Genomic DNA, 23,411 nt, shown 5'->3' with positions numbered 1-23,411 from the left:
TCAGGATTGAAAGAATGAACTGACGAATTACAGTTCTTGATTTTTATACGATAAAAGAAGCATCGGGTCAAAACGTTTTGAACGAGGATTTCAACATCTCATTTATTTGTAACAAAACCGGAATATTAGGGCTGATTTCGGGTTATAACCAGGAGGTTTTTTATATTAGATTTACAATGATTATGAACAGACAAATTATTTTAACTGCTGCGATTTACGGCGCATTGGCCGTAATTACCGGCGCATTTGGTGCGCACGCTTTAAAAAATAAACTCGAACCGGCCCAATTGGAAGTGTGGCATACAGCCGTGCAGTACCAGTTTTACCATGTGCTGGCTTTGCTGTTTTTATCAACCTTAAACCCGCTGAACAACAACTTGTTAGCCTGGAGTTATTATCTTTTTAGTTTTGGTATAGTGCTGTTCTCGGGCTCGCTTTATCTGCTTTCTGCACGGCAGGTTTTGGGCTGGCCATGGCTTCGGTTTTTGGGTCCGATTACACCTTTGGGCGGTTTGTTTTTTATTGCAGGATGGGTTACGCTCGGGTTGGGGGTATTGAAAAAACCATGATGCTGGATCTGTCGGATTCTGTTTATGTAGAACGAAAAACACTTTTTGCTGAAGTTGTTTTGCCAATCCCTATTGCCAGAAATTATACGTACCGGGTGCCGTTTGACCGTGCAAAAGATGTGGCGATCGGCAAAAGGGTGGTGGTGCAGTTTGGCCGGAGTAAAATTTATACTGGCGTAATTTTAGCGATCAGCGAAAAAGCCCCCGAAAAATACGAAGCCAAATACCTAATGGATGTGCTGGATGATGAACCGCTGATTATTCCGCAGCAACTGGCTTTTTGGGATTGGATTGCGGGTTATTACTTGTGCAACCCCGGCGATGTGATGAACGCTGCTTTGCCTGCGGCTTTAAAATTGGCCAGTGAAACAAAAATCACCCTGAACACTGATTTTACTTTTGATAAAAGTGAACTGAACGATAAAGAATTTTTGATTATTGATGCACTGGAAATACAAGGCGAACTGACTGTAAGTGAAGTCAGTAAATTGCTGGATCAGAAAACGGTAATGCCGGTTTTAAAGGCTCTTTTCAACAAAAACATCATTTACATTGCCGAGGAAATCCAGGAAAAATACAAACCGCGAAAACGTTCTTTTTACAGCTTAAACCCTGTTTACCGGCAGCCGGAACAGTTAAAAGAGTTGTTTGTACTGCTGGAAAAACGTGCGCCAAAACAACTGGATGCCGTACTGACTTTGCTGAAATTGATCAAACAAAAAGAGCAGGTTACCAAAGCAGAACTGGAAGCTGCCGGACAGGTTAGTGCTTCTGCGTTGAAAGCTTTGGTGGAAAAAGAGGTTTTTCTGCTGGAAGAAAGAGTGATCAGTCGTTTTAATGATGAGGGAGAAGCGGCTGAAAGTACATTTGAATTGAACGAACATCAGGCAAAAGCATTTGAGCAAATCAAGCAACTGTTTGAGCAAAAAGACGTGGTTTTGCTGCACGGCGTAACTTCATCCGGCAAAACCCAAATTTATGTCCGGTTGATCGAAGAAATAATAGCCAGCGGCAAGCAGGTGCTGTTTTTACTGCCTGAAATTGCGCTGACAACACATATCATCGAGCGTTTGCGCCAATATTTTGGCAACCAGATTGGTGTTTATCATTCTCGCTTTAATGATAACGAGCGCGTAGAAGTTTGGAACAAAGTTTTAAGCGGGGACTATAAAGTAGTGCTGGGTGCGCGCTCTTCCGTGTTTTTGCCTTTTAAAAACCTGGGTTTAGTTGTGGTTGATGAGGAACATGAAAGCTCTTATAAACAGTTTGATCCGGCACCGCGATACCACGCACGCGATGCTGCCATTTATTTGAGCACTTTATACAAGGCCAAAGTTTTGCTTGGTTCTGCTACGCCATCTTTAGAATCATACTACAACGCGCAACAGCAAAAATATGGTTTGGTAAAATTAAGTTTGCGTTTTGGGGAAGCCGTTTTGCCGGAAATCGAGGTGATCAGCATTCCCGAGGAAACGAAAAATAAAACCATGCAATCTCATTTTTCCAAAACACTGATGGAAAATATTCAAGCTGCGCTGGAGAAAAAAGAGCAGGCGATCTTATTTCAGAACCGCCGTGGTTATGTACCGCTGCTGATTTGTAAAGTTTGTGGTTTTAGTCCGAAATGTATCAACTGTGATGTCAGCCTCACCATGCACAAAAGTACGGGCAAGCTGCACTGCCATTATTGCGGCTACCGCGAAGATGTGTATAATGTTTGTCCGGCCTGTGGTTCCGCTCATTTGGAGCAGAAAGGTTATGGTACAGAAAAGATTGAAGATGAGCTGTCTATACTTTTGCCCGATGCCCGTATTGCCCGCATGGATTTGGACACTACGCGCTCTAAAATGGCTTTTCAAAGTATATTGAGTGATCTGGAGGATAAAAAAACCGATATTCTGGTAGGTACACAAATGGTGGCCAAAGGGCTGGATTTTTCGGACGTGACCGTGATTGGAATTGTTAATGCAGATTCTTTGTTGAAATTTCCGGATTTCCGGGCAAATGAACGAAGCTTCCAAATGCTGGCCCAGGTGAGCGGCAGGGCAGGCCGGCGCGGTAAAAAAGGCAAAGTTGTCATCCAAACTTACGATCCGCATCACCGAGTTATCAGCCAGGTGATCCGGAATGATTATGCCGAAATGTACCAAATGGAAATGAATGAACGCCTGCAGTTTAAATATCCGCCCTTTTACCGTATGATCCGGTTGGATGTGAAGCACAAGGATGCAGAAGCCTTGTTTCATCAGGCCGAGTTTTTGGGAAACGCGCTTAAAAAACAGTTTGGCGACCGGGTTTTAGGCCCGGAATATCCGCTCATCAACCGTATCCGCAATTATTATATCAAAACCATCACCATCAAAATTGAAAAAGAAGGCACTTCAATAGTCCGGGTGAAAAATATATTGAAGGAAACAATCCTGCAATTTCAAATGGAAAAACTAAGTAAAGGGAGTTTGCTTCGGGTTGATGTGGACCCGAACTGATGCTTCTTTTATCTACCTAAAATCCTCAACCGGAAACAAAGCAACTAATTTTCAGGTTTAGGAAACACAAAACTTTATCCATTATGACCAGCATAGAAAACGAATTTTTAAAAGTTACCATCCGGCCGCAAGGTGCAGAAATGGTTTCCATCTTCAACAAACAAACGCAAACCGAGCATTTATGGCAGGGCGATCCGGCAATCTGGCCTTGGCACGCGCCAAATCTGTTCCCGATTGTGGGTGCGTTGAACAATAACGAATTGCAGGTCAAAGGACAAAAATATCACTTAAACCGTCATGGTTTTGGCAGGGAATCCATGTTTTCTTTGCTGGATTCAAGCGAAACGCACGCTAAATTTTCATTGCCTTTCAGCGAATCAACTTTAGCCGTTTATCCCTATAAATTTGAATTCCAGGTTTTGTATGATCTGAAAGATCGGGATTTGCGCGTTACTTACAAGGTAATCAACCAGGATGAGGAAACAGTTTATTTTTCAGTGGGCGCGCATCCGGCTTTTAATGTTCCGTTTTTTCCGGGTGAAAATTATGAAGATTATTACCTCGAATTTGAAACTTCTGAACCATTGCTAACACATTTATTAAACAACGGTTTGTTAAGCGGCGAAACAGAAATGGTGCCGATGGATGGCCAAAAACTTTGGCTGACTAAAAACCTGTTTGACCGGGACGCGTTGATTTTCAAAAACATCACTTCAAAAAATGTTGTTGTCCGCAGCAAAAACCACCAGCAAAGCTTATCGGTAAGTTTTCAGGACTTTAAAGATTTAGGCATTTGGGCAAAACCGGGCGCAGCATTTGTTTGCATCGAACCCTGGCTGGGTCATTCGGATTTTGCAGGAACAACTATGGAATTTAAAGATAAGGAAGGCATAAAATCCTTAGGGCACGGCCACGTTTTTGAAGCTGATTTTATCATTTCTTTATCTGCTTAAACCAAAAATAGGTCGATAAAAGAAGTATTCATTATTGCAGATGCTTCTTTTATCGACCTAAATTTCAATTTATTTTTTGCGGTAATTGATCACGACCGCGAAAGCAACCACAGCTGCCGTACCAATTAAAGTTGCCATCAAAGCCGGGTTATTTTTTGCAGGAGGCACATATTTCACACCCTCCATATCGGTTTGCGCAGCTTCTTTTACGTACCGGCCATGAGTTGGAACGGCTTCTGAGGCAAAGTTTCTGCCCAAATTTTGCAATGCTTTTTTAAATTCTTTGCCTGCCATTGGTTTGCCGTGCCCGGTTGCCACAATCTGCGGGTGTAAACCAATTAGTTTTCTTACTGAAGTCCCTGCTGCTTTCCAGTCACAGGTGAAATATTTTGGTGGTCCGCTGATTACTTTTTGCTGCAGGATTACGGACAAGGCAGATTCCTGAACAGTTGTTACAAAAGCATCACCGGCAATCAGCACATGATCACTTTCCCGAAACAAGGAAACATGTCCGGGCGCGTGCCCGGGAGTTGGGATGATGCGCCAGCCCGGTAAGCCAGGTGTCCCTTCAGCCGGAAATTCATGTATTTTATTGCCCAAATCAAGCGGTTTATTCGGGAACATCCAGGAGGTCAAACTCATCAAACCGCCACCAACAAAAGGATCGGCAGGCGGATAAGCAGATTTTCCGGTGAGATAGGGCAACTCCAGATGATGTGCATAAACCGGCACGTCCCAGATTTTCAGCAAATCCTGTAAACTGCCGGTGTGGTCAAAATGTCCGTGTGTTAAAATAATGTTCTCCGGTTTTGTTCCTTCCCCAAAAATATCTTCGGCCATAGCTTTGATTTTGTGTGCGGAATGTGGCAAACCTGCATCTACCAAAACCCATTTTTTACTGTCTGCATCGCCGGAAGCAATCATATAAATGTTGACAAATACAATTTTCATCCCCCAAATACCGGGCGCAACTTCAAAGTAGCTTTTGCCGGTTGTGGTTTTTATTTCCTGATTTTCCATAATTTATTTTTGCTTTTGGTTGAAAACAGGAAGATATATTTAAAGTTTGATAACTTGCCAAATAAGAAACTTTGTTCCCTATTTTACAGAATTTGATTGTAACTTTAATTTTTGATCTGTAGTAAAAACAAATATTTGCTATTTTTAATTTATTCCATTCACTTTTATACAAAACGTTTATTTATGAAAAAGAAAATCTATCTACTTTCAACTGCTTTAATGCTTACTTTTTCTGCAAGTAATTTAAAAGCGGCATCCATAATCCCGGAGCCGGCCGCAAAAGAAATTACGATGACCGACGCGCAAAAAGAAGTAAAACTGCAAGCCATTAAAGAGCGTGTAGAAGAAATTAAAGCGATGGACAAATCGCAGTTAAGTAAAGGACAGAAACAAGAACTGAAAGCAGAATTGAAAACCATGAAAACCCAGGCACGTGCGTTGGGCGGCGGTATTTATCTTTCTGTTGGTGCGATTATCATCATCATTTTAGTTTTGATCTTGATTTTGTAACCATAAAAAAATCAACCACAAAAAAAGCCTGACTGCTAATTGCAACCAGGCTTTTTTTATGGCTAAAAAATAATATTATCTACCGCCGCCCATTGCCATCAAATCTTCTACGCTTATTCTGTCAAAATCTTTTGGGATAGCAAAAGTTCCTTCTTTTACTTTTTCTGCTACGATAGATTTTAACAAAACATCTGCTTTTTGCCCTCTAACCAAAGTTGAAAATTTAATCGGGAAACCCTTAACGCCGGCAAAATATTTATTCAGGTTATTACTTGGGGCGGTTATATCGGTTGTTGCCCATATATCTACCGTTGTACCGGTTTTGCTATCTTTTGCTGTGTATTTTGTACATTGATAACCAGAAATCGTTTGTTTTTCTGCAGTTGGAGTAATTGCCGTAAAAGATGGTTCTTTATCCTTCATTTGTTCAATATCGGCAGGAGTATAAACAGCTGCTTTTTTAATTGACGCAACCGGAACATCAACCAAAACAACCATAAATCCGGCTTTGTCATCAGAAATCAGTTTTATATCGGCCGGGCCAGCTTGAAACTGATAAGAAGAAGAATCACCTTTGAAATACACTTTTGCTTCTTGTACTTGTCCGCTTACGTTAACTGTATAGTTTGCAACGCCTTCAGTAAAACTTTTTTGCGCCTGGGCAGCAAATCCTGCCGCAATAAAAGCCAAACTTAAAGCAGCTTTTTTAAAATTGTTCATGGTTTTATTTTTAAAGTTTATTTAGATATGTAAAGATGCAAGCTTAATCCGAAAATCAAAACATTAATTATTTTTAGTTAGAGTTGATGCGCAGGCAATTGTTACGTTTTAAAATAAATATTTTTCGGCCATCCAAAAAAGCTTCTTCAGTTAGTTTTTTAACGCGATAGTCCGGATTGGTTGCATCCACCACCAGCAAATCAAAAATCAGGTTTCGGGTGATCTGGTTCAGGCTGATTTTCGGGTTTCCGGTGATCAAAACCACATCAGCTTTTATTTTTTGTAGAAAATGCTGCTGTTCAAACTGCCGATCGACTATAAAAATAAGTTTGTTTTTAAACTGAAGTAATGATTTTTGCCTGCTAAAAACAGCATTACTGAAATCCTGGCCAGGTTTAAGCAGATGGATATTTTCGGCACGGCAACTATCCAGAAACGGCTGAACAGAATATCGAAAACTTTTGTCGGAAGTTTGCAAATCCGTTATCACAAAAGCCTCGTTTCCGTTTTTACAGATCAGGCCGAAATTTTTCCGCAAATTTAAAATAACGATTTCCTGCTGATTGGCCGAACGAAAACGTTTGTAAGAAAAACCCGCCAAAAAAAGTATGATAAAAACAGCATTCAGTTTAAGCAGCAGGTTTTTCCGGTAAACGGTCCAGCAAAAAACACAAGCGATGATGGCATAAAGCAACAGATATTCTGCCGTACTGATCCATAATTTATCCCAACTGCCAAACCGTATGTTTTCTATCCAAAACAAACCGCTGTTCATGCCGATGATGGTTTTTTCGAGCAGAAAAGCAAGCGGTTTGGCAATGATCGGGACATGTGAAAACGCCAGAAAAGTAATACCGATATACATAATCAGCATCGAAGGAAGCACGATAAAAAGGTTGCTCAGCAAAAAATAAACCGGAAACTGATGGAAATAAAACACGCTCAGCGGAAACGTAATGATTTGCGCCGTTAGCGAAACCGACAAAAGCGACCATAGTTTCCGCAGGTATTTTTGCTTTATATTGAGGCTATTTTTAATAACCGGCTGCAACAAGATCAAGCCAAAAACGGCCAGATAGGATAACTGAAACCCGACATCTGTAATAAAATTAGGGTTATAAAGCAGCAGCATAAAAGCCGAAACCAGCAAAATATTGAGCATACTGATGTGCCGATTGTAGGTTTTTCCGCAAATCACAAACGAAATCATGACGGCGGCACGGCAAACGGCGGGCGAGAAACCGGACAAAAGCGCATAAAACCAGATCAGTGCAATCGAGATGAAAGCTTTGAGCAAAACCGTGCTTCTTTTATGGGTCAAAAATCGCAGCAACAACTCAATAATTAGGTAAACCAAGGCCACATGCATTCCGGAAACCGACAAAACGTGCATGGTGCCGGTTTTGGAATATGCCTGTAAAACATCTTGACTCAGATCTGCCCGGTAACCTAAAATCAACGTAGAGGCAACAGCAATGGCATTTTGATTATGGAGGTAATGCTGAAATTTGTCAACCATCAATTTCCTGATCTTCAAGGAATTGGCAATAACCGGATTGCCTTTATCAGCTGCGATAAATTGGTACTGGTTTGGGTTGAGATAAGTTTGAAAATAAATATTCTGGTGTTGCAGCCACATTTTGTAGTTAAATTCTGCCGGATTAAAGGGCGCATCCACCGGTTTGTATTGGTTTGAAACGAGCAGTTCATCGCCATAACTTAATTGTGTTTTTTGATTTGGATTAAGTTTTAATGTGACCAGCAAACTACCGGAAGCCGCTGAAATTTTACCCCTAAAAACAGTATGCGCAACCCTGGCGTTAAAGCGCAATAAATCACCGTTTTGCCTTGGTTCCTGCTTGATGATGAGCAGCAGTGCATCTGCTTTTTGCTTTGAAAAATGATTGTTTTGGTTGATTTCCTTGTTTTGTTCCGCAAATAAAATTCCGCAACAAAACAAAAACACATGAATGATCACGCTGCCCAGCCAGGGTTTACGGTAGATTTTCCATTTTTGGTAAGTTAGGTTCAGCAGGAAAAAAACCAGAACGTTTGCGTAAATAATAATTTTGAGCGCAATCAGCAAACCATCAAAAGGAAAGACCACACCTAAAAAAATACCTGCCAAAAGAGGCATCAGCAAAACTAAAAACGGGTTTTCGGGTAAAAAATAGCTGTTTTTCATCCTTAAAAACGATAGCGCATTTGCAGTTTAACTTCTGCTTTTTTGTTGCCTTCAATCAAATCCAAACCTGAGCCAACCGTTTTTTCGCCCCGATACAGGTATGCGCTGTAACGAAACCAGGCATCCAAACCTTTCCGGAAATTGTATTGCGCATTAAAATACGTGCGGAAACCAGTATGCTGCAACGGCAAAATGGTATAACTGTACAACACATCGTTCTCAAAGGAGTAAATCCGCGAATCATAACTGGCGGTACGGAACCAGGCCAACCTGCCATTTGCAGAAAACTTACCGGTTTTTGGTTTGAAAATCACATCGTGGTAAACCATCAAACCATATTCGGCAGCAGACGCGCCTTTTTGATATTTTACAATTTCTGCCCGGTTTCTGAACGAAAGTTTAGGGCTGAAAGGGTAGGAAACATCAAAACGAAAATCCTGATAATCAACCTGATCCAAAGCGGTGATCTTGGCGTTGTCGTTGTTCTGCTGTTTTTGCTTCTGGCGATAATTGAGGTAAGCCACAAAACGCTGACTGGGCTGGAAAGTCAATCGCCCCAAAAACTCGCGGCCGCTGCTGTTTGGCTGATAAACCTGATATTTTAACCACGGAAACTTAAAAAAATCAGCATAAGCAGAAAACGTAAACTGTTTGGAAATTTTGAAGTTGATGCCGCTGTAAATCCCTTTTTCGTTGACGGCTTCGGTGTTTTCTGCAATGGCCTCATTGAATAAAGAATGATAATCGCGACTGTAGTTCCGGTACATTAAAACCACCGAAATATTGGAAGAAAGCGAACTAAGCAAACCATTTACCGTGGCCAAACCGCCGCCCAGGCTTTTGGCCGTTTCGCCGAAGAAATAAAAATTGCGGAAGCTGTAATCATAATAAAACGAGAAATTATCCAGTTCTTTTCCCGCAAAAATGTATTGATTGTAAGCGTTTTTTTTGCGTAAAACCGGAAACTGAAATTGCGTGCCATAAGCCGTAATACCTGTTTTAAAACTGCGTTTGGCATAGTTTAAATCGAAACCGTAAGTTAATTGCCCGGCCGAATTTTTATTGGTCAGCTCTGTTGCGGTGCGATGATAGCCAGTGGTGCCCAATGAAGAAATATACTCCGGATTTGCTTTAGTTTGAACGGTGGCATCCACTGGCTGATCGGAAATAAAAGGCGTAAAAAAAACGGATTTCCACTGTAAAGTTGCCGCAACACCTCTGAAATAACTGATTTCGTTGGTGGAAGAATAAGGCGTTAAACCGCGGCTGACTTTCGGTAGCAGTGTGGCATCGGCATTTTTGCCAAAACTGAAACCGGTGTATAAACCCAAACCCTGTCCAAATTGCAGCGAATAATCGCCAACAACTAATTTATTGACTATGCCAAAGTTTTTGAAAGCCAGGCTTGCCGTATAAAAATCAAAACCCATGCTGTTTTTACCGGCAAAAAATGGTTCTCCTGCATCTTTTTCCATGTTAAAAGCCAGTTGTATCCGGTTTTGAAAATCAAAACGATAGCGGCCCAATAGTTTCTGCGGATTGCCGGAATAGTGTGAAAGCTTGGAATCTTTCGGGATCAGGAAGCCTTTCTGATCCTGCAAAACTTCGCCAAACCAAAAAATAAAATCATTTTTGCCGTACCTGAATAAGTTTTTCAGGTTGAGTTTATTGAAATCCAGCGTGTTGCTGATCGTTACAAACGGCAGTAATTTTCTGATCGTTTGCAGATCAAAAAGATCAATGCTTTGCAGTTCAAGCAAATCAATCAGTTTTCCGTTGTTGCGGATATGCGTTTGCAAAGCGGTAATTTGCAGGTACGATAAAAACAACAAGTCTTGCAGTTGCGCTGTTGTAGCGTTATTGAGGTTGAGCGGATGCTGACGGTAGTTTTGTAACTGACTGATCAGGTCAGAATAATCATAATCGTCAGGCAGGTTTTCGGCAGCGGCTTCAACGATAATTTCGATTTCCCGTTCCTGGGCGGTTTGCGAAAATGTATTTTTTGAGAGCAGTAAAAACAGCATCAACAGCAGAATTTTGATCTGCATATATTAAATATTACACATTGAATTGAGTTAAATTTAACCCAATAATATTAAAATTAATTAATAGTTAATAATTAAGTTAAAATTTACCTTGTAAAAACAGTATCAAATGGACAGTTCCGTTTTTGAAGTTATATTGATTGGTGATTCCGGGAACATTGCGCGCTACAAACCTGATCCGGTTTTGAGTTTGCTGACTGCACATTTGCAAACGCCAAATCCATCGGCAGTTATTTTTTTGGGTGATAACGTTTATCCGCACGGTTTGCCGGAAAAAGGAGACCGCCTGCGGGAAGATGCCGAACTGGTGCTGAAAAAACATCATGAAGCGGTGCAGGATTATACCGGAAAAGTGATTTTCATCTCCGGAAACCATGATTGGAACAAGGGCAAGGATGACGGTTTTGATTATGTGGTCCGGCAGGAAAAATACCTGGAAAAATTGTTCGGCGGTACTAATATTTACCTGCCGTCCAACGGTTGCCCCGGGCCCAAAGAAGTTTCCATAAACGATAATTTTACGATTGTGGCCATCAATACGCAATGGTGGATCCAGCGAGGTTTCCGGCCAATCGGCACAAAAGATGGTTGTGCCGCCAATTCAGAAGAAGATTTTTTTGTGCTGCTGGAAGAAATCCTCGAACGGAACAAAAACAAAAAAGTGCTCGTGATCGGGCATTATCCAATTTACAGTTATTCGCTGCACGGCGGGAAGTTTAAGCTGAAACATCATTTATTTCCACTCACGATTTATAAAAAAAAGGCTTTCGTGCCGATGCCGTTGTTTGGCTCGCTGCTGCCTTTGTACCGCAAATATGTTGGCGCACCGGAAGATCTTTCCAACCAGCGCTTCCGGGAACTCAAAAACCGGTTAAAAGTGCTTTTTGGCAATCATCCAAACCTGGTTTATGCGGCCGGGCACGAGCATAACCTGCAGCATATTTATAAAAATAAAGTTAATTATATTGTAAGCGGGGCGGCTTCCAAATCCACCTATGTGCGCAGTGGCAAGTATGGCAAATTTGCTTTGGCGGCCAAAGGTTTTTTTAAACTGAAGTTCTCTTCAACCCAAAAAACAATTGCCGAAAGCTGGATTGTTGATGAAGAAAACGCGAACGGAAAATTAGTTTATCAAACCGAATTAGACTAAAAACCGGTTTAAATTTTTGTTGATAAGATGACCATGCTTCTTTTATGCAGGTAAATTTGGTTTTTCACCGGCAGATGAAAAACCGTAAAAAACCACCAGATTTTAGGTGATAAAAGAAGCACGTAAAACCTTTTAAACTAAAACAACCTTTAAGAAACCGCCGGTAAAAGAAGTTTCAGGATATTTGGCCGGATACTGATGTCGATTTGTTTTACTTTGCCGAGCACTTCGCCGTCAACCTGTAAAACAACGCCTTTTTTTTGTTTGATCTGTGCTTCGGTGCAGGAAATCACTTCAAAATATTCACTGGTTTGCAACGTGCCGCGGAACATTTTCCAGGCCAGCGAAAATATTTTCAAACGCGGAAAAGGCCGTACAATACACAACTCAAACTTTCCGTCGTCGATTTTTCCGGCCGGGTTGATCACGGCACCGGTCCCGTATTTTGAAGCATTGGCAAAAGTGATGGAAACGGCTTTCCGGCGGATCGGTTTCCCGTCATAAATGATCTCAAAACGTTTGCTGCGGATCAAAAAAACCTCATTGAACAAATGCTTGGCATAAGTGATCAGGCCGCGCTGACCGTCCTGCTCAAAACGCTTCACAATGCGCGCGTTCAGGCCAACATCCGATAAATGTACACAGATATGATCATTGATTTTCAGCAGATCGATGGCTTTGATTTTGTAACTGCCAAGCACATCGTAGGCCATGGCAACATCACCCGGAATAGCCAGTTCGCGCGCCATGCCATTGGCCGATCCGTAGGGCAAAATCATCACCGGCAACTCAAAATCCGGTGCTATTTTAGCCACAATATTCAGGGTGCCATCGCCGCCGGCCGCCATCAACAAATCCGGGCGGCAGGTTTCGATTTTTGTCCGGATCAAGCCTTCACAATCTGGCCTGTCCAATTCAAAAACCTGAAAATCAAACTGATACTGACTGCTTTTCTGTTCTAAAACCTGATAGAATTGCTTGTCCTGTTGCGGACCGGAACGCGCATTATAAATCACCAGAACAGATTTGAAAGCGGCCTTTATCATAATTGTTCCCGTACCTCAATCAAAAAACTTTTCAGGTTTTCCAAAGCAGTGATCACCTGCCTGCTTTCTTTGGCTTCACTGCCGTTTTGTTTCAGGTAATCGCGCGCGCCCTGCAAGGTAAAGCCGCGTTCGTTGATCAGGTTGAAAATAATTTTGAGGTTTTCCACGTCTTCGGGTGTAAAAAGCCGGTTTCCTTTTTTGTTTTTTTTAGGCTGAAGGATGTCGAACTCCTTCTCATAAAACCGGATCATCGATTGGTTCACCTCAAACATGGCCGAAACTTCGCCCATGGTATAATACATTTTGTTGATGTCTCTTTCTTTATAAGGCATGGGGTAAAGTTAATAGTTTGGGTTGATTTGGAAGTGATACTGTTTTTATCGGGTAAAAATTGGTGTTGCCAGTTAATCTGAGTTTTGTTATGTTGAGTTTGTTAACCCATTTTTTTCTTACGTTCTTTTTGCTTGAACAAAAAGAACCAAAAATTCAAGAATGCCGGATCGCCTCCGGGCGGCATTCAGCCCCACGCTCCTGGATGGCTATCTTGCAAAAGGCTCTTAACGATGGTTATTTATAGCGGTTACTCCCTTTTGTTGAATGCTTCTTTTATCACCTATTTTTTTACCTTTTGCAATTATGAAGTTAGCAAAGGCGCAGGACAGGTAACCACCCAGGTGCGGCTGCCCGGCAAAACGCCCGGAGGCGATCGGGTTTGCCTTGATTTTTTGTTTCTTTTTGATCAAGGAAAAAGAAATAGAAGAGGAACGAAGTTCCGATCGGATACTATGCTGCAGAAAAAAACTGTGTTCGTGCAAAAAAAAACTTTAAAGAAGATTTCTCTTTTCAGCCGAAATGACTGTACAGTGCCTTTTCAAAAATTTCCTCAAAACCCTATCTTTGCCGCATAATTTATACCGATAAAAACAGCATCAAAGCATGTTAACCGCCTCCCAAATACGCCAGCAATTTTTAGATTTTTTTGCCTCGAAACAACATCAGATCGTTCCATCCGCGCCGATTGTGGTGAAGAATGACCCGACCTTGATGTTTACCAACGCCGGCATGAACCAGTTTAAAAGCATTTTTTTGGGTGAAGAAAACCCGAAATTCCCGCGCGTGGCAGATACACAGCGTTGTTTGCGCGTATCTGGCAAGCACAATGATCTGGAGGAAGTTGGCATCGATACGTATCACCATACGATGTTTGAGATGCTGGGCAACTGGAGTTTTGGCGATTATTTTAAAAAAGAAGCGATTGAATGGAGCTGGGAATTGCTGGTTGATGTTTATAAAATCGATCCAAACCGCTTATATGTAACTTATTTTCAGGGCGATGAAAAAGAAGGTTTGGAAAAAGACCAGGAAGCTTACGATCTGTGGAAACAGTATTTTCCTGAAAGTAATATCCTTCCCGGAAATAAAAAAGATAACTTTTGGGAGATGGGCGAAACCGGCCCTTGCGGACCTTGCTCGGAAATTCATTATGATAACAGGAGCGAGGAAGAAAGGAGCGCGAGGAGCGGAGCGGAACTGGTTAACGCCGATGATCCGCAGGTAATTGAAATCTGGAACATTGTGTTTATGCAGTTTAACCGATTAAAAGACGGTTCGCTGCAGCCACTGCCCAACAAACATGTAGATACTGGCATGGGTTTCGAGCGTTTGGTGCGTGTTTTACAAGGTAAAAGTTCTAATTACGATACGGATGTTTTCCAGCCGCTGATCCAGTTTATTGCAGAGAAAAGCGGGAAAACTTACGTTAGCAATGCAGTTCCAAACGGAGAAGGCTGGAATGATGCTGTGGCAATGCGCGTAATGGCAGATCATATCCGTGCTATTGCATTTGCTATTGCTGATGGGCAGTTGCCTTCTAATAACAAAGCTGGTTATGTTATCCGCCGGATTTTAAGAAGAGCAGTTCGTTACGCTTATCAATATCTCAATTTAAAAGAACCTTTTTTGAATCATTTAGTGCTTCTTTTATCGGAACAATTTAAAGATGTGTTTCCGAATTTGTATAAGCAGAGAGAGTTTGTGCAGAAAGTGGTTTTGGAGGAGGAGATTTCGTTTTTGAGAACGTTGGAGAGAGGAATTCAGTACTTCGAAAGCTATTTTATTGGGTTGGATAAAGATGATGAAGAACGGCATGATTTCGATTACGGAGACGGGGTTGAAAATGTTCTCAGTGGTAAAGTTTCAGGTGCTTTTGCATTTTTGCAGTATGATACCTTTGGTTTTCCTGTAGATTTAACAGAATTGATGGCTAAAGAAAGAGGATTTTCTGTTAATATGGAATATTTCAATAAACGTCTCCAAGAACAAAAAAACCGTTCCCGCACGGCAACCGCAATTGATACCGGAGATTGGATCATTTTAAAAGAAGATGATACCGTAGAATTTACCGGTTATACCGAAACAGAAACCATTGCGCACATCATTAAATACCGAAAAGTTAAAGCTAAAGGAAAAGAGCAGTTTCAATTAGTGCTGGACAAAACGCCTTTTTATGCAGAAAGCGGCGGACAAGTTGGCGATACCGGCGATCTGATTTTCCCAGACGGCGAAATTATTGCGGTTACGGATACCAAAAAAGAAAACGGTTTGATTGTGCATTTTGTAGATCAAATGCCGGAAGATCCTTCTGATGTTTTAACGGCTTATGTTGATCCCGAAAGAAGATTGAATATCGAAAACAACCACTCCGCAACACATTTGCTTCATGCCGCTTTGAAAGAAGTTTTAGGATCACACGTCAACCAGAAAGGTTCATTGGTTAGTGCCGATGCTTTACGTTTTGATTTTTCGCATTTCGCTAAAGTAAGCGACGAAGAAATTAGTAGGATAGAAACAGTAGTCAACCGAAAAATTCGGGAAAATGTTGGTGTAACCATTCAATCTATGTCTTTTGCAGAAGCGTCACAAACCGGCGCAATGGCTTTATTTGGAGAGAAATATGGCGATGTGGTTCGTGTAGTAACGATGGACGAAAAGTTTTCCATCGAGCTTTGCGGCGGAACACATGTGCAGGCAACCGGACAAATTGGTTTCTTTAAAATCGTTTCCGAAAGTGCAGTTGCTGCTGGCGTTCGTCGGATTGAAGCGATAACGGGAATTAAATCAGAAGAATTTATTCATCAGCAAAACGAAGAAATTAAAGCTTTAAAAGAACTGCTGAAAAATCCGAAAGATTTAACCAAAAGCCTGGAGCAATTGCTGGAAGAAAATGCTTCTCTCAAAAAAGAAGCAGAAAAAGCAGTTCTGGATAAGGTTTCCGGCATGAAAAAAGAACTGGCTGCAAAGCATACTTCTTTTAACGGCATAAATTTTATTTCCGAAGAAGTGGAACTGCCAAATGCAGAAGCTTTGAAAAGTCTGGCTTATCAAACCAAAGATATTGTTGCAAATTTGGTTTTGATTTTAGGTGCGATCATCGATGGAAAACCAAATTTAACGGTGATGATTTCCGAAAACCTGATTAAAGAAAAAGGTTTGGATGCGCGGGTTTTCATTAAAGAACTGGCTAAAGAAATACAAGGCGGCGGCGGCGGTCAGCCTTTTTACGCAACAGCTGGTGGTAAAAATGCAGCTGGTTTAAAAGCGGCTATCGAGAAAGCCAAAACTTTCATCCCGGCACAACTCTGAAAAAACAGGCATAAAAAAAGCATTACCGAAGCAGCCAATGCTACTTTTACAGGGTAAATTTTGGCCATTAACAATTATAACCCGTCCGAAAATCCGGGGTTATTTTGACTTTGGCTTACTACGGAAAGGCAAATATTGGTGTTTAAAGGCAAATTCCATGTTGGTTTATAGCGTGGCGTAATTCAAAATAATTAATAGTTTTGCAGCTTTACCATCAGTGCTTACATTCTTAAATGACGATACAAACCGCGCAGGCCTTGGATTATGAAGTAGTTATCGGCCTGGAAGTACACGCACAAATGGCTACGGCAAGTAAAGCTTTTTGTTCTGATTCGGCCGCGTTCGGGGCAAACCCAAACCGCCATGTCAGTCCGGTTTCGCTGGGCCATCCGGGCACGCTGCCGTTCATCAATAAAAAACATGTTGAATTTGCGGTAAAACTGGGCTTGGCCACCAATTGCCAGATCAGAAAACACAATTTTTTCGACCGGAAAAATTATTTTTATGCTGATTTGCCCAAAGGTTACCAGATTACGCAGGATGCGGCCGCTATTTGTTACGACGGATTTATACGGATAAAAACAGCATCTGGCCAAAAAAATATCCGCCTGAACCGCATCCACATGGAAGAAGATGCAGGCAAAAGCATCCATAACCTGGACGATGAAAACACGCTGATCGACCTGAACCGCGCCGGTGTGCCTCTGCTGGAAATTGTATCCGAACCGGATTTGCGCAGCGGTGAAGAAGCACATGTTTTTCTGTCGGAAATACGAAAATTAGTCCGCTTTCTGGGGATTTGCGATGGCAACATGGAAGAAGGAAGTTTGCGTTGTGATGCTAATATTTCGGTACGTAAAAAAGGTGAAACCGAGTACGGCACGCGCTGCGAGGTAAAAAACCTCAACTCGATCAAAAACGTACAAAAAGCGATTGAGTTTGAAGCCGAAAGACAGATCGGATTGCTGGAGCAGGGAAAAAAAATCGAACAAAATACTTTAAATTTTGATGCCGACAGCGGCGAAACGTCCGTCCTCCGCAGTAAAGAAATGGCCAATGATTACCGTTATTTCCCGGAGCCGGATTTGCCGCCACTGGTTTTGAGCGACGCTTATATTGCAGAGATAAAAAAATCATTGCCCGCTTTGCCCGAAGAATTGTACGAAAAATACACTACAAATTTGGGTTTAAGCGATTATGAAGCCAGCGTGATTACCGCAGATCAGGATTTGGTTTTGTATTTTGAAGAACTGATCAATGAAACGGCCAACTATAAAGCTGCCGCGCACTGGCTGATGGGCAGCATCAAATCCTACTTAAACAACCATGCTGTTTTTATCGGTGATTTTTGGGTGAAGCCGAAAACGGTTGCCGAAATTATTGCAATGATTGACGACGGAAAAATCAGCCATACCGCCGCCACGCAGCAGCTTTTTCCGGAGTTGATCAATCATCCTGAAAAAACAGCGGTAAAAACAGCATCGGCATTAAACCTGTTTATAGATCAAAGCGTAGAAAAACTGGATTTGCTGATCGATCAGGTTTTGCAGCTGCACCCGCAAAAAGTTTCTGAATATAAAAAAGGTAAAAAAGGGATTATTGGTATGTTTATGGGCGAAGTGATGAAGCTGTCTAAAGGAAAAATAGACCCGAAAACAGCTAACCGGGTTTTAGCCGAAAAATTAGAGAAATAAAATGAAAAAGTTGATCGTTCCGGTTGTGCTGCTGGCCGCACTGGCCTCCTGCAAAGACAAAAATTTATTTAAAATTGAAGGTAAGATCGAGCATCCGGCGCAGCAAAAAGTATATTTGCTGGAAGCAGATTCTACCAATTTGCGCGTGGTTGATTCTGCCCAACTGACTGAACAAAACACGTTTGTATTTAAAAAAGCGGCACCGTTTGCCAATCTGTACAAAATTAAAAACGGCGATCAGGAGTTTGATCTGATTGCAGAAAACGGAAATACGATCGATTTCAAAACAGACCTTGCCGATCCGGAACATAATTATACCACAAGCGGTTCGGAAGATTCGGAAAAAATCCGTGAGTATAACCGCATTAGCAATATTTACACGGCTAAAAACACTAAATTGGCCAATGAATATCAGGAAGCTGCAGCTGCAAAAGGCGTGAATCAGGATTCGGTCTTGAAAAAATTTCTGCCTTCTTTTGAGCAGAACATGGCCGGTTTGTCCAACGAGATTTTGAAATTTGTGAATCAAAACAAAAGCTCTTTGGCTGGTTTTTATGCGGCAATGGCTTTGGATCAGATGAAATACGAACAGCAACTGGTTGCTTATGCAGATGATATTCAAGGTAAATTTAAGGGCAACCCGGCAGTTTCCCAGTTTATCAAACACATGGAAACGATAAAACCGGTTTCTGTTGGCCACGCAGCTCCGGATTTTTCAATTCCAGGCCTCGATGGAAAAACAATCAAACTTTCAGATTATAAAGGTAAATACGTAATGCTGGATTTTTGGGCTTCCTGGTGCGTGCCTTGCCGTAAAGAAAACCCGAACGTAGTGAAACTATACCAGCAATATCACCCAAAAGGGTTAAATATTGTGGGCATTTCCTTGGATGAGAAAAAAGATGCCTGGCAAAAAGCGATCACTGATGACAAATTAGTTTGGGCGCATGGCAGCGAACTGCAAAATTTTAACGGGCCAACCGTAGAAAAATATGGCGTACAGGCCATCCCGTCAAATTTTATTATCGATCCGGATGGAAAAATCATTGCTAAAAACATTACCGGAAGCGATTTGGCTGCATTTTTTGCTAAAACGTTTACTTCAGTTAAATAGGTTAACACACGTTACATTTAGGGCCTGTTTAAATTTTATCCGATTTATTTAGATGCTTATTTTATCATCTAAAAAACAGGAAATATCAATGCTTCTTTTATCAGTATAAAATACAAAAACAAAATTTATACGCATAAAAGAAGCACAGATATTTTTCCGGGTAAAATTAAAACACGTTACATTTACAATTTTTTAATCAAAACTTAACAATAGCCTTCTTTTTTTGCCGCTACATTTACAGAAAATTAAGAAAATGAGTAACCCTAAACAAAAAATCCTGATTGTTGACGATGAGCCGGATATCCTGGAACTGATTGAATACAACCTGAACAAGGAAGGTTATCAGGTTTTTTTGGCGCATAACGGACAGGAAGCTGTGGCCGAAGCGAAAAAAGTTTTGCCCGATTTGATTATTTTGGACGTAATGATGCCGAAAATGGACGGGATTGAAGCCTGCCGTTTGATGCGTACCATGCCGGAATTTAAAAATACATTCATGGTTTTTTTGACGGCCAGGAGTGAGGAGTATTCCGAAATTGCCGGTTTTAACGTTGGTGCCGACGATTACATTGCCAAACCGATCAAGCCGCGGGCTTTGGTGAGCCGGATCAATGCGATTTTGCGCCGTAACCAGCCTTCTGAAGAAAGTGCCGACAACAAATTGGAAATTGGCGATTTGGTGATCGACAGAGAAGCATTCCTGGTTTTTCAGTCCGGAGAAAAGGTTGTACTCGCCAAAAAAGAATTCGAATTATTGTATTTACTGGCTTCCAAGCCCGGTAAAGTTTATACGCGTGAAGCAATTTTAAAAAATATCTGGGAAGATTCTGTTGTGGTAACCAACCGTACCATTGATGTACATATCCGCAAACTGCGCGAAAAGCTGGGCGAAAATTATGTTGCTACCGTAAAAGGTGTGGGTTACAAATTTGAGTTGCTGTAAAACGCCATAAATCTGCGATATTTGCGGCAGATGAAATTTCCAAAATTCCAGGACTTGATCTTATTTGAAAACCAAGACCTGATCGTTGTAAACAAACCACCTTTTTTAAGTTCTTTAGACGAGCGCGAAGGCGGCGAAATCAACCTGCTGCGTTTAGCCAGACAATATTGGGAAGATGCCCAGATTTGCCATCGTTTGGACAAGGAAACATCGGGTGCGCTGATCATCGCTAAAAACCCGGAAGCTTACCGTTCGGTTTCTATACAGTTTGAAAAAAGGCAGGTAAAAAAAGTATATCATGCCGTTATCGATGGTACGCATGTTTTTGAAAACCTGTTTATCGATCTGCCGATTTTGAACATCGGTAAAGGAACCGTTACCATCAGCAGGCAGGAAGGCAAACGCGCCGAAACCTGGTTTAATTCCATCAAATATTTTAAACATTATACGTTGGCAGAGTGCAAACCTGTTACCGGAAGGATGCATCAAATCCGTATTCACCTGGCTACACAGCGTGCTTCTATTGCAGGGGATGAAACCTATAAAGGCAAACCGGTTTTTTTATCAGCTTTAAAAAGAAATTACCGATTGGGCAAAGAGCAGGAAGAGCTGCCGATAATGAAACGTTTCGCCTTACATGCTTATGAAGTTACTTTCAAGATAAACCCAGACGAGGAAATTACCGTACATGCGCCTTACCCTAAAGATTTTGACACCTTGCTAAAACTACTTGAAAAGTTTGATCTGTAGCGATTTAAAGAGGTTTAATATTCTTCTTCAAAAGAAAATCCTAAATCTTTTTTAAAGAAGTTGCTTGCTTATTCAGAAAATAACTTTTTTGGTTATAATGACGTAATACTGACTATTTTAACCGTGATAATTAAACTATTATGGTTTAAACAAACGTTAATAAGTTGTACTGAAATTAATACAAATTATTGTATCAATTTCATACAGTTTGTTTACCTTTTAAAACAAAAGCAGAATAGCAGCGTTGAGGAAATTGTTGTATATTTAAAATTTTAACCCTGGCAACTATTTTCAAAGCTAACATTTTGTTAAGCATTTATTATAAATTATGAGACAACTCAAAATATCACAATCCATTACCAACCGCGAATCACAATCGCTGGACAAATATTTAACCGAGATCGGTAAAGTCGATTTGATTACCGCACAGGAAGAAGTTATTTTAACACAAAAAATCAGGGAAGGAGACCAGGCCGCTTTAGAACGTTTAACCAAAGCAAATTTACGTTTTGTGGTTTCCGTGGCGAAACAATATCAAAATCAAGGACTTACGTTAGGTGATTTAATCAATGAAGGTAATTTAGGTTTGATCAAAGCTGCCAAACGCTTCGATGAAACCAAAGGCTTTAAATTTATTTCTTATGCCGTTTGGTGGATACGTCAATCTATATTATCTGCTGTTGCAGAGCAATCCCGTATTGTGCGTTTGCCGCTAAACCAGGTTGGTTCTTTAAGTAAAATCCGCAAAGCATACTCCCGTTTGGAGCAGGAATTTGAACGTGAACCAACACCGGCCGAATTGGCAGTTGATTTGGAAACTACCGAAGACCGGATTGCAGATTCTTTGAACAATTCCGGCCGTCATGTTTCTATGGATGCGCCTTTTATCCAGGGAGAAGAAAATACACTATTAGATGTTTTGCAGCATGGCGATCCGGCCACTGACAATAGCATGATCCAGGAATCATTATCAATGGAAGTGATGCGTTCTTTGTCATCCCTGCCGGAACGTGACCGCGAAGTAATCATTCTTTTCTTCGGATTAGGTTCAGGCACGCCGCAATCTTTAGAAGAAATCGGAGAACGCTTTATGATCACTCGCGAACGTGTACGCCAGTTAAAAGACAAAGCTTTACAACGTTTGCGCCACACCTCACGCAACAATGTGCTCGAATCTTATTTATAATTTAATACTGTTTTTATCCACTTAAAATAAATATATGCCGGAAAACAAAAAAAAAGCAGGCTCCAAAATTATCGGGATCGGGATTGTATTATTGATATTGCTTGTTCTGGCCGTAATTGTAATGTGGGTAACCAGATAATATTTCACAACAAAAAAGCCCTTGAAAATTTCAAGGGCTTTTTTGTTGGATCCGAAATTTATACCGATAAAAGAAGCATTACAGTTCTTCTTCTAATCCTTCGATATTGGTTCTGCCAGAATTTTGTTTTAATATTTTGTGTAAGTTATAACGAAAACTCCCATGCTCAGTACCGCCGTTGATCATTCCGTGGTCAAAATAATTTTTTAAAATAGTTGCTGCTTCGGTTTCCGTCAAGTTTTCCTGCGGATTGTATGTCATCAATTTAGCCATAATTTCCTCCGTGTTAGCTTCCCCCAACTGACCCAAAGCAAAAATTACTTTTTGTTCAGGGGAATCGTCTTCTTGATATCGGTACGGCACATGCAGCGGTTCTAAATTCATGATCGGTTTTTCCTGTTAAACCGAAGCTGTGTGATATTGTTCTTTGCCCACCATTTTTATACCGGTAAAAGAAGCACGTGCTGAAAATCATTCGACCAAACTAAACATAACTGTATATTTGAAGCATGAACCATTTGATTGCGCCTTCCGTTTTGGCTGCAGATTTTACCAACTTGCAGCGTGATATTGAAATGTTGAACCAAAGTGAGGCGGATTGGGTTCATTTTGATGTGATGGACGGTGTTTTTGTGCCTAATATTTCTTTCGGTTTTCCGTTGCTTAAAGCTGTTAAACAACTCGCCCAAAAACCAATTGACGTGCATTTAATGATTGTCAATCCGGATCAGTATATCGGCCAGTTTGCTTCGGCTGGGGCATCCAACATCACGGTTCATTCTGAAGCCTGCACGCATCTCCACAGAACCATTCAATTGATAAAAGATGCGGGTTGTACAGCAGGTGTGGCTTTGAATCCGCACACACCGGTCGCATTTTTAGAAGACATCATTCTGGATTTGGATTTAGTGCTGATCATGTCTGTAAACCCTGGTTTTGGCGGACAACAATTTATACCGAACACTTACAAAAAACTATTTGATTTGAAAACCTTGAGCCATCAAAGAAAACCTGATTTAAAAATTGAAGTTGATGGCGGCGTGAACAATTATAATTGCCGGCAACTTATTGAAGCAGGTGCTAATGTGCTGGTTGCCGGTAGTTCTGTTTTTAGTTCGGCCAATCCAATACAGGAGATTTCTAAATTAAAACATTTTTAAAAAAATACCAAACTACCTGTCATTATTAAAACATGTCTTTAGTATTATTAAAATAAAGGCAAATAAATTCCTCTCGCAATTCTAAATTTATAAATTCGC

At 41.1% G+C, this 23,411-nt stretch carries 20 protein-coding genes; 13 read left to right on the top strand and 7 right to left on the bottom strand.

The genetic code is table 11. The features are described from left to right. Positions 1–182: 182 nt before the first annotated feature. The 3 genes from ACOFKR_RS10215 to ACOFKR_RS10205 all read left to right on the top strand — a co-directional run bounded on the left by ACOFKR_RS10215 (position 183) and on the right by ACOFKR_RS10205 (position 4,008). Positions 183–569, top strand: a complete 387-nt coding sequence (locus ACOFKR_RS10215; RefSeq protein WP_419800699.1) for a DUF423 domain-containing protein — start codon at positions 183–185, stop codon at positions 567–569. After that, complete coding sequence (priA, locus tag ACOFKR_RS10210; RefSeq protein WP_419800698.1) at positions 530–3,055, top strand: replication restart helicase PriA; 2,526 nt, start codon at positions 530–532, stop codon at positions 3,053–3,055. The genes ACOFKR_RS10215 and priA overlap by 40 nt, the downstream gene beginning before the upstream one ends. 83 nt (positions 3,056–3,138) lie before the next feature. Continuing rightward, positions 3,139–4,008, top strand: coding sequence for an aldose 1-epimerase family protein (locus ACOFKR_RS10205; RefSeq protein ID WP_419800697.1), 870 nt, complete (start codon positions 3,139–3,141; stop codon positions 4,006–4,008). A 69-nt stretch (positions 4,009–4,077) separates the two neighbouring features. Here the strand turns inward: ACOFKR_RS10205 and ACOFKR_RS10200 are convergent, their stop codons facing one another. Continuing rightward, positions 4,078–5,028, bottom strand: coding sequence for an MBL fold metallo-hydrolase (locus tag ACOFKR_RS10200; protein WP_419800696.1), 951 nt, complete (start codon positions 5,026–5,028; stop codon positions 4,078–4,080). Between the two features lie 183 nt (positions 5,029–5,211). On the opposite strand from ACOFKR_RS10200, the gene ACOFKR_RS10195 reads away from it, so the two are divergent. Then, positions 5,212–5,538, top strand: a complete 327-nt coding sequence (locus tag ACOFKR_RS10195; RefSeq protein WP_419800695.1) for a hypothetical protein — start codon at positions 5,212–5,214, stop codon at positions 5,536–5,538. Positions 5,539–5,613: 75 nt separating this feature from the next. Here ACOFKR_RS10195 and ACOFKR_RS10190 read toward each other — a convergent pair whose 3' ends face one another. The 3 genes from ACOFKR_RS10190 to ACOFKR_RS10180 all read right to left on the bottom strand — a co-directional run bounded on the left by ACOFKR_RS10190 (position 5,614) and on the right by ACOFKR_RS10180 (position 10,491). Then, positions 5,614–6,258, bottom strand: coding sequence for a DUF4412 domain-containing protein (locus ACOFKR_RS10190; RefSeq protein WP_419800694.1), 645 nt, complete (start codon positions 6,256–6,258; stop codon positions 5,614–5,616). Between the two features lie 73 nt (positions 6,259–6,331). Next, entirely contained in the window at positions 6,332–8,443 is a 2,112-nt protein-coding gene (locus tag ACOFKR_RS10185) for a ComEC/Rec2 family competence protein (protein WP_419800693.1), read from the bottom strand. Positions 8,444–8,445: 2 nt separating this feature from the next. Continuing rightward, complete coding sequence (locus tag ACOFKR_RS10180) at positions 8,446–10,491, bottom strand: hypothetical protein (protein ID WP_419800692.1); 2,046 nt, start codon at positions 10,489–10,491, stop codon at positions 8,446–8,448. Positions 10,492–10,597: 106 nt separating this feature from the next. Here ACOFKR_RS10180 and ACOFKR_RS10175 point away from each other — a divergent pair, with 106 nt between their 5' ends. Beyond that, a complete protein-coding gene (locus ACOFKR_RS10175) occupies positions 10,598–11,638 on the top strand; it encodes a metallophosphoesterase (RefSeq protein ID WP_419800691.1) in 1,041 nt (346 codons plus the stop codon). Positions 11,639–11,787: 149 nt separating this feature from the next. Here the strand turns inward: ACOFKR_RS10175 and ACOFKR_RS10170 are convergent, their stop codons facing one another. Beyond that, on the bottom strand, positions 11,788–12,684 hold the full coding sequence (locus tag ACOFKR_RS10170) for a diacylglycerol/lipid kinase family protein (RefSeq protein WP_419800690.1): 897 nt from the start codon (positions 12,682–12,684) through the stop codon (positions 11,788–11,790). Next, positions 12,681–13,016, bottom strand: a complete 336-nt coding sequence (locus ACOFKR_RS10165) for a MerR family transcriptional regulator (protein ID WP_419800689.1) — start codon at positions 13,014–13,016, stop codon at positions 12,681–12,683. Before ACOFKR_RS10165 ends, ACOFKR_RS10170 begins: the two co-directional genes overlap by 4 nt. 132 nt (positions 13,017–13,148) lie before the next feature. Here ACOFKR_RS10165 and ACOFKR_RS10160 point away from each other — a divergent pair, with 132 nt between their 5' ends. The 7 genes from ACOFKR_RS10160 to ACOFKR_RS10130 all read left to right on the top strand — a co-directional run bounded on the left by ACOFKR_RS10160 (position 13,149) and on the right by ACOFKR_RS10130 (position 22,013). Continuing rightward, a complete protein-coding gene (locus ACOFKR_RS10160; protein WP_419800688.1) occupies positions 13,149–13,592 on the top strand; it encodes a hypothetical protein in 444 nt (147 codons plus the stop codon). A 28-nt stretch (positions 13,593–13,620) separates the two neighbouring features. Next, positions 13,621–16,326: an alanine--tRNA ligase gene (alaS, locus tag ACOFKR_RS10155; protein WP_419800687.1), complete on the top strand. Its 2,706-nt coding sequence runs from the start codon at positions 13,621–13,623 to the stop codon at positions 16,324–16,326. A gap of 233 nt (positions 16,327–16,559) precedes the next feature. Next, positions 16,560–18,020, top strand: a complete 1,461-nt coding sequence (gatB, locus tag ACOFKR_RS10150) for an Asp-tRNA(Asn)/Glu-tRNA(Gln) amidotransferase subunit GatB (protein ID WP_419800686.1) — start codon at positions 16,560–16,562, stop codon at positions 18,018–18,020. 1 nt (position 18,021) lies between these two features. Then, the gene (locus ACOFKR_RS10145) at positions 18,022–19,134 is read left to right on the top strand and encodes a redoxin domain-containing protein (protein ID WP_419800685.1); all 1,113 of its coding nucleotides are present in this window, start codon (positions 18,022–18,024) and stop codon (positions 19,132–19,134) included. Between the two features lie 253 nt (positions 19,135–19,387). After that, on the top strand, positions 19,388–20,077 hold the full coding sequence (locus ACOFKR_RS10140; protein ID WP_419800684.1) for a response regulator transcription factor: 690 nt from the start codon (positions 19,388–19,390) through the stop codon (positions 20,075–20,077). 30 nt (positions 20,078–20,107) lie between these two features. Further along, the gene (locus ACOFKR_RS10135; RefSeq protein ID WP_419800683.1) at positions 20,108–20,827 is read left to right on the top strand and encodes an RluA family pseudouridine synthase; all 720 of its coding nucleotides are present in this window, start codon (positions 20,108–20,110) and stop codon (positions 20,825–20,827) included. Between the two features lie 328 nt (positions 20,828–21,155). Then, entirely contained in the window at positions 21,156–22,013 is an 858-nt protein-coding gene (locus tag ACOFKR_RS10130; RefSeq protein WP_419800682.1) for a sigma-70 family RNA polymerase sigma factor, read from the top strand. Positions 22,014–22,230: 217 nt separating this feature from the next. Here ACOFKR_RS10130 and ACOFKR_RS10125 read toward each other — a convergent pair whose 3' ends face one another. Then, positions 22,231–22,536 (bottom strand): hypothetical protein, encoded by a 306-nt coding sequence (locus ACOFKR_RS10125; protein ID WP_419800681.1) that lies wholly within the window; start codon positions 22,534–22,536, stop codon positions 22,231–22,233. Positions 22,537–22,661: 125 nt separating this feature from the next. Between ACOFKR_RS10125 and rpe the strand changes: the two genes are divergently transcribed. Continuing rightward, a complete protein-coding gene (gene rpe / locus ACOFKR_RS10120; protein ID WP_419800680.1) occupies positions 22,662–23,312 on the top strand; it encodes a ribulose-phosphate 3-epimerase in 651 nt (216 codons plus the stop codon). The last annotated feature ends 99 nt before the right edge of the window (positions 23,313–23,411 follow it).

Source organism: Mucilaginibacter sp., from assembly GCF_965201005.1.
Taxonomy (GTDB): Bacteria; Bacteroidota; Bacteroidia; order Sphingobacteriales; family Sphingobacteriaceae; genus Mucilaginibacter_A.
Note: the sequence above shows the minus strand (reverse complement) of the source record. Positions and strands in the feature narration are given on the sequence as shown.

What these genes read in the sequence shown, in the direction of transcription:
- ACOFKR_RS10215 (WP_419800699.1), top strand. Translation starts at nt 183, where the DNA reads ATGAACAGACAAATTATTTTAACTGCTGCGATTTACGGCGCATTGGCC.
- priA (WP_419800698.1), top strand. Translation starts at nt 530, where the DNA reads ATGGGTTACGCTCGGGTTGGGGGTATTGAAAAAACCATGATGCTGGAT.
- ACOFKR_RS10205 (WP_419800697.1), top strand. Translation starts at nt 3,139, where the DNA reads ATGACCAGCATAGAAAACGAATTTTTAAAAGTTACCATCCGGCCGCAA.
- ACOFKR_RS10200 (WP_419800696.1), bottom strand. Translation starts at nt 5,028, where the DNA reads ATGGAAAATCAGGAAATAAAAACCACAACCGGCAAAAGCTACTTTGAA.
- ACOFKR_RS10195 (WP_419800695.1), top strand. Translation starts at nt 5,212, where the DNA reads ATGAAAAAGAAAATCTATCTACTTTCAACTGCTTTAATGCTTACTTTT.
- ACOFKR_RS10190 (WP_419800694.1), bottom strand. Translation starts at nt 6,258, where the DNA reads ATGAACAATTTTAAAAAAGCTGCTTTAAGTTTGGCTTTTATTGCGGCA.
- ACOFKR_RS10185 (WP_419800693.1), bottom strand. Translation starts at nt 8,443, where the DNA reads ATGAAAAACAGCTATTTTTTACCCGAAAACCCGTTTTTAGTTTTGCTG.
- ACOFKR_RS10180 (WP_419800692.1), bottom strand. Translation starts at nt 10,491, where the DNA reads ATGCAGATCAAAATTCTGCTGTTGATGCTGTTTTTACTGCTCTCAAAA.
- ACOFKR_RS10175 (WP_419800691.1), top strand. Translation starts at nt 10,598, where the DNA reads ATGGACAGTTCCGTTTTTGAAGTTATATTGATTGGTGATTCCGGGAAC.
- ACOFKR_RS10170 (WP_419800690.1), bottom strand. Translation starts at nt 12,684, where the DNA reads ATGATAAAGGCCGCTTTCAAATCTGTTCTGGTGATTTATAATGCGCGT.
- ACOFKR_RS10165 (WP_419800689.1), bottom strand. Translation starts at nt 13,016, where the DNA reads ATGCCTTATAAAGAAAGAGACATCAACAAAATGTATTATACCATGGGC.
- alaS (WP_419800687.1), top strand. Translation starts at nt 13,621, where the DNA reads ATGTTAACCGCCTCCCAAATACGCCAGCAATTTTTAGATTTTTTTGCC.
- gatB (WP_419800686.1), top strand. Translation starts at nt 16,560, where the DNA reads ATGACGATACAAACCGCGCAGGCCTTGGATTATGAAGTAGTTATCGGC.
- ACOFKR_RS10145 (WP_419800685.1), top strand. Translation starts at nt 18,022, where the DNA reads ATGAAAAAGTTGATCGTTCCGGTTGTGCTGCTGGCCGCACTGGCCTCC.
- ACOFKR_RS10140 (WP_419800684.1), top strand. Translation starts at nt 19,388, where the DNA reads ATGAGTAACCCTAAACAAAAAATCCTGATTGTTGACGATGAGCCGGAT.
- ACOFKR_RS10135 (WP_419800683.1), top strand. Translation starts at nt 20,108, where the DNA reads ATGAAATTTCCAAAATTCCAGGACTTGATCTTATTTGAAAACCAAGAC.
- ACOFKR_RS10130 (WP_419800682.1), top strand. Translation starts at nt 21,156, where the DNA reads ATGAGACAACTCAAAATATCACAATCCATTACCAACCGCGAATCACAA.
- ACOFKR_RS10125 (WP_419800681.1), bottom strand. Translation starts at nt 22,536, where the DNA reads ATGAATTTAGAACCGCTGCATGTGCCGTACCGATATCAAGAAGACGAT.
- rpe (WP_419800680.1), top strand. Translation starts at nt 22,662, where the DNA reads ATGAACCATTTGATTGCGCCTTCCGTTTTGGCTGCAGATTTTACCAAC.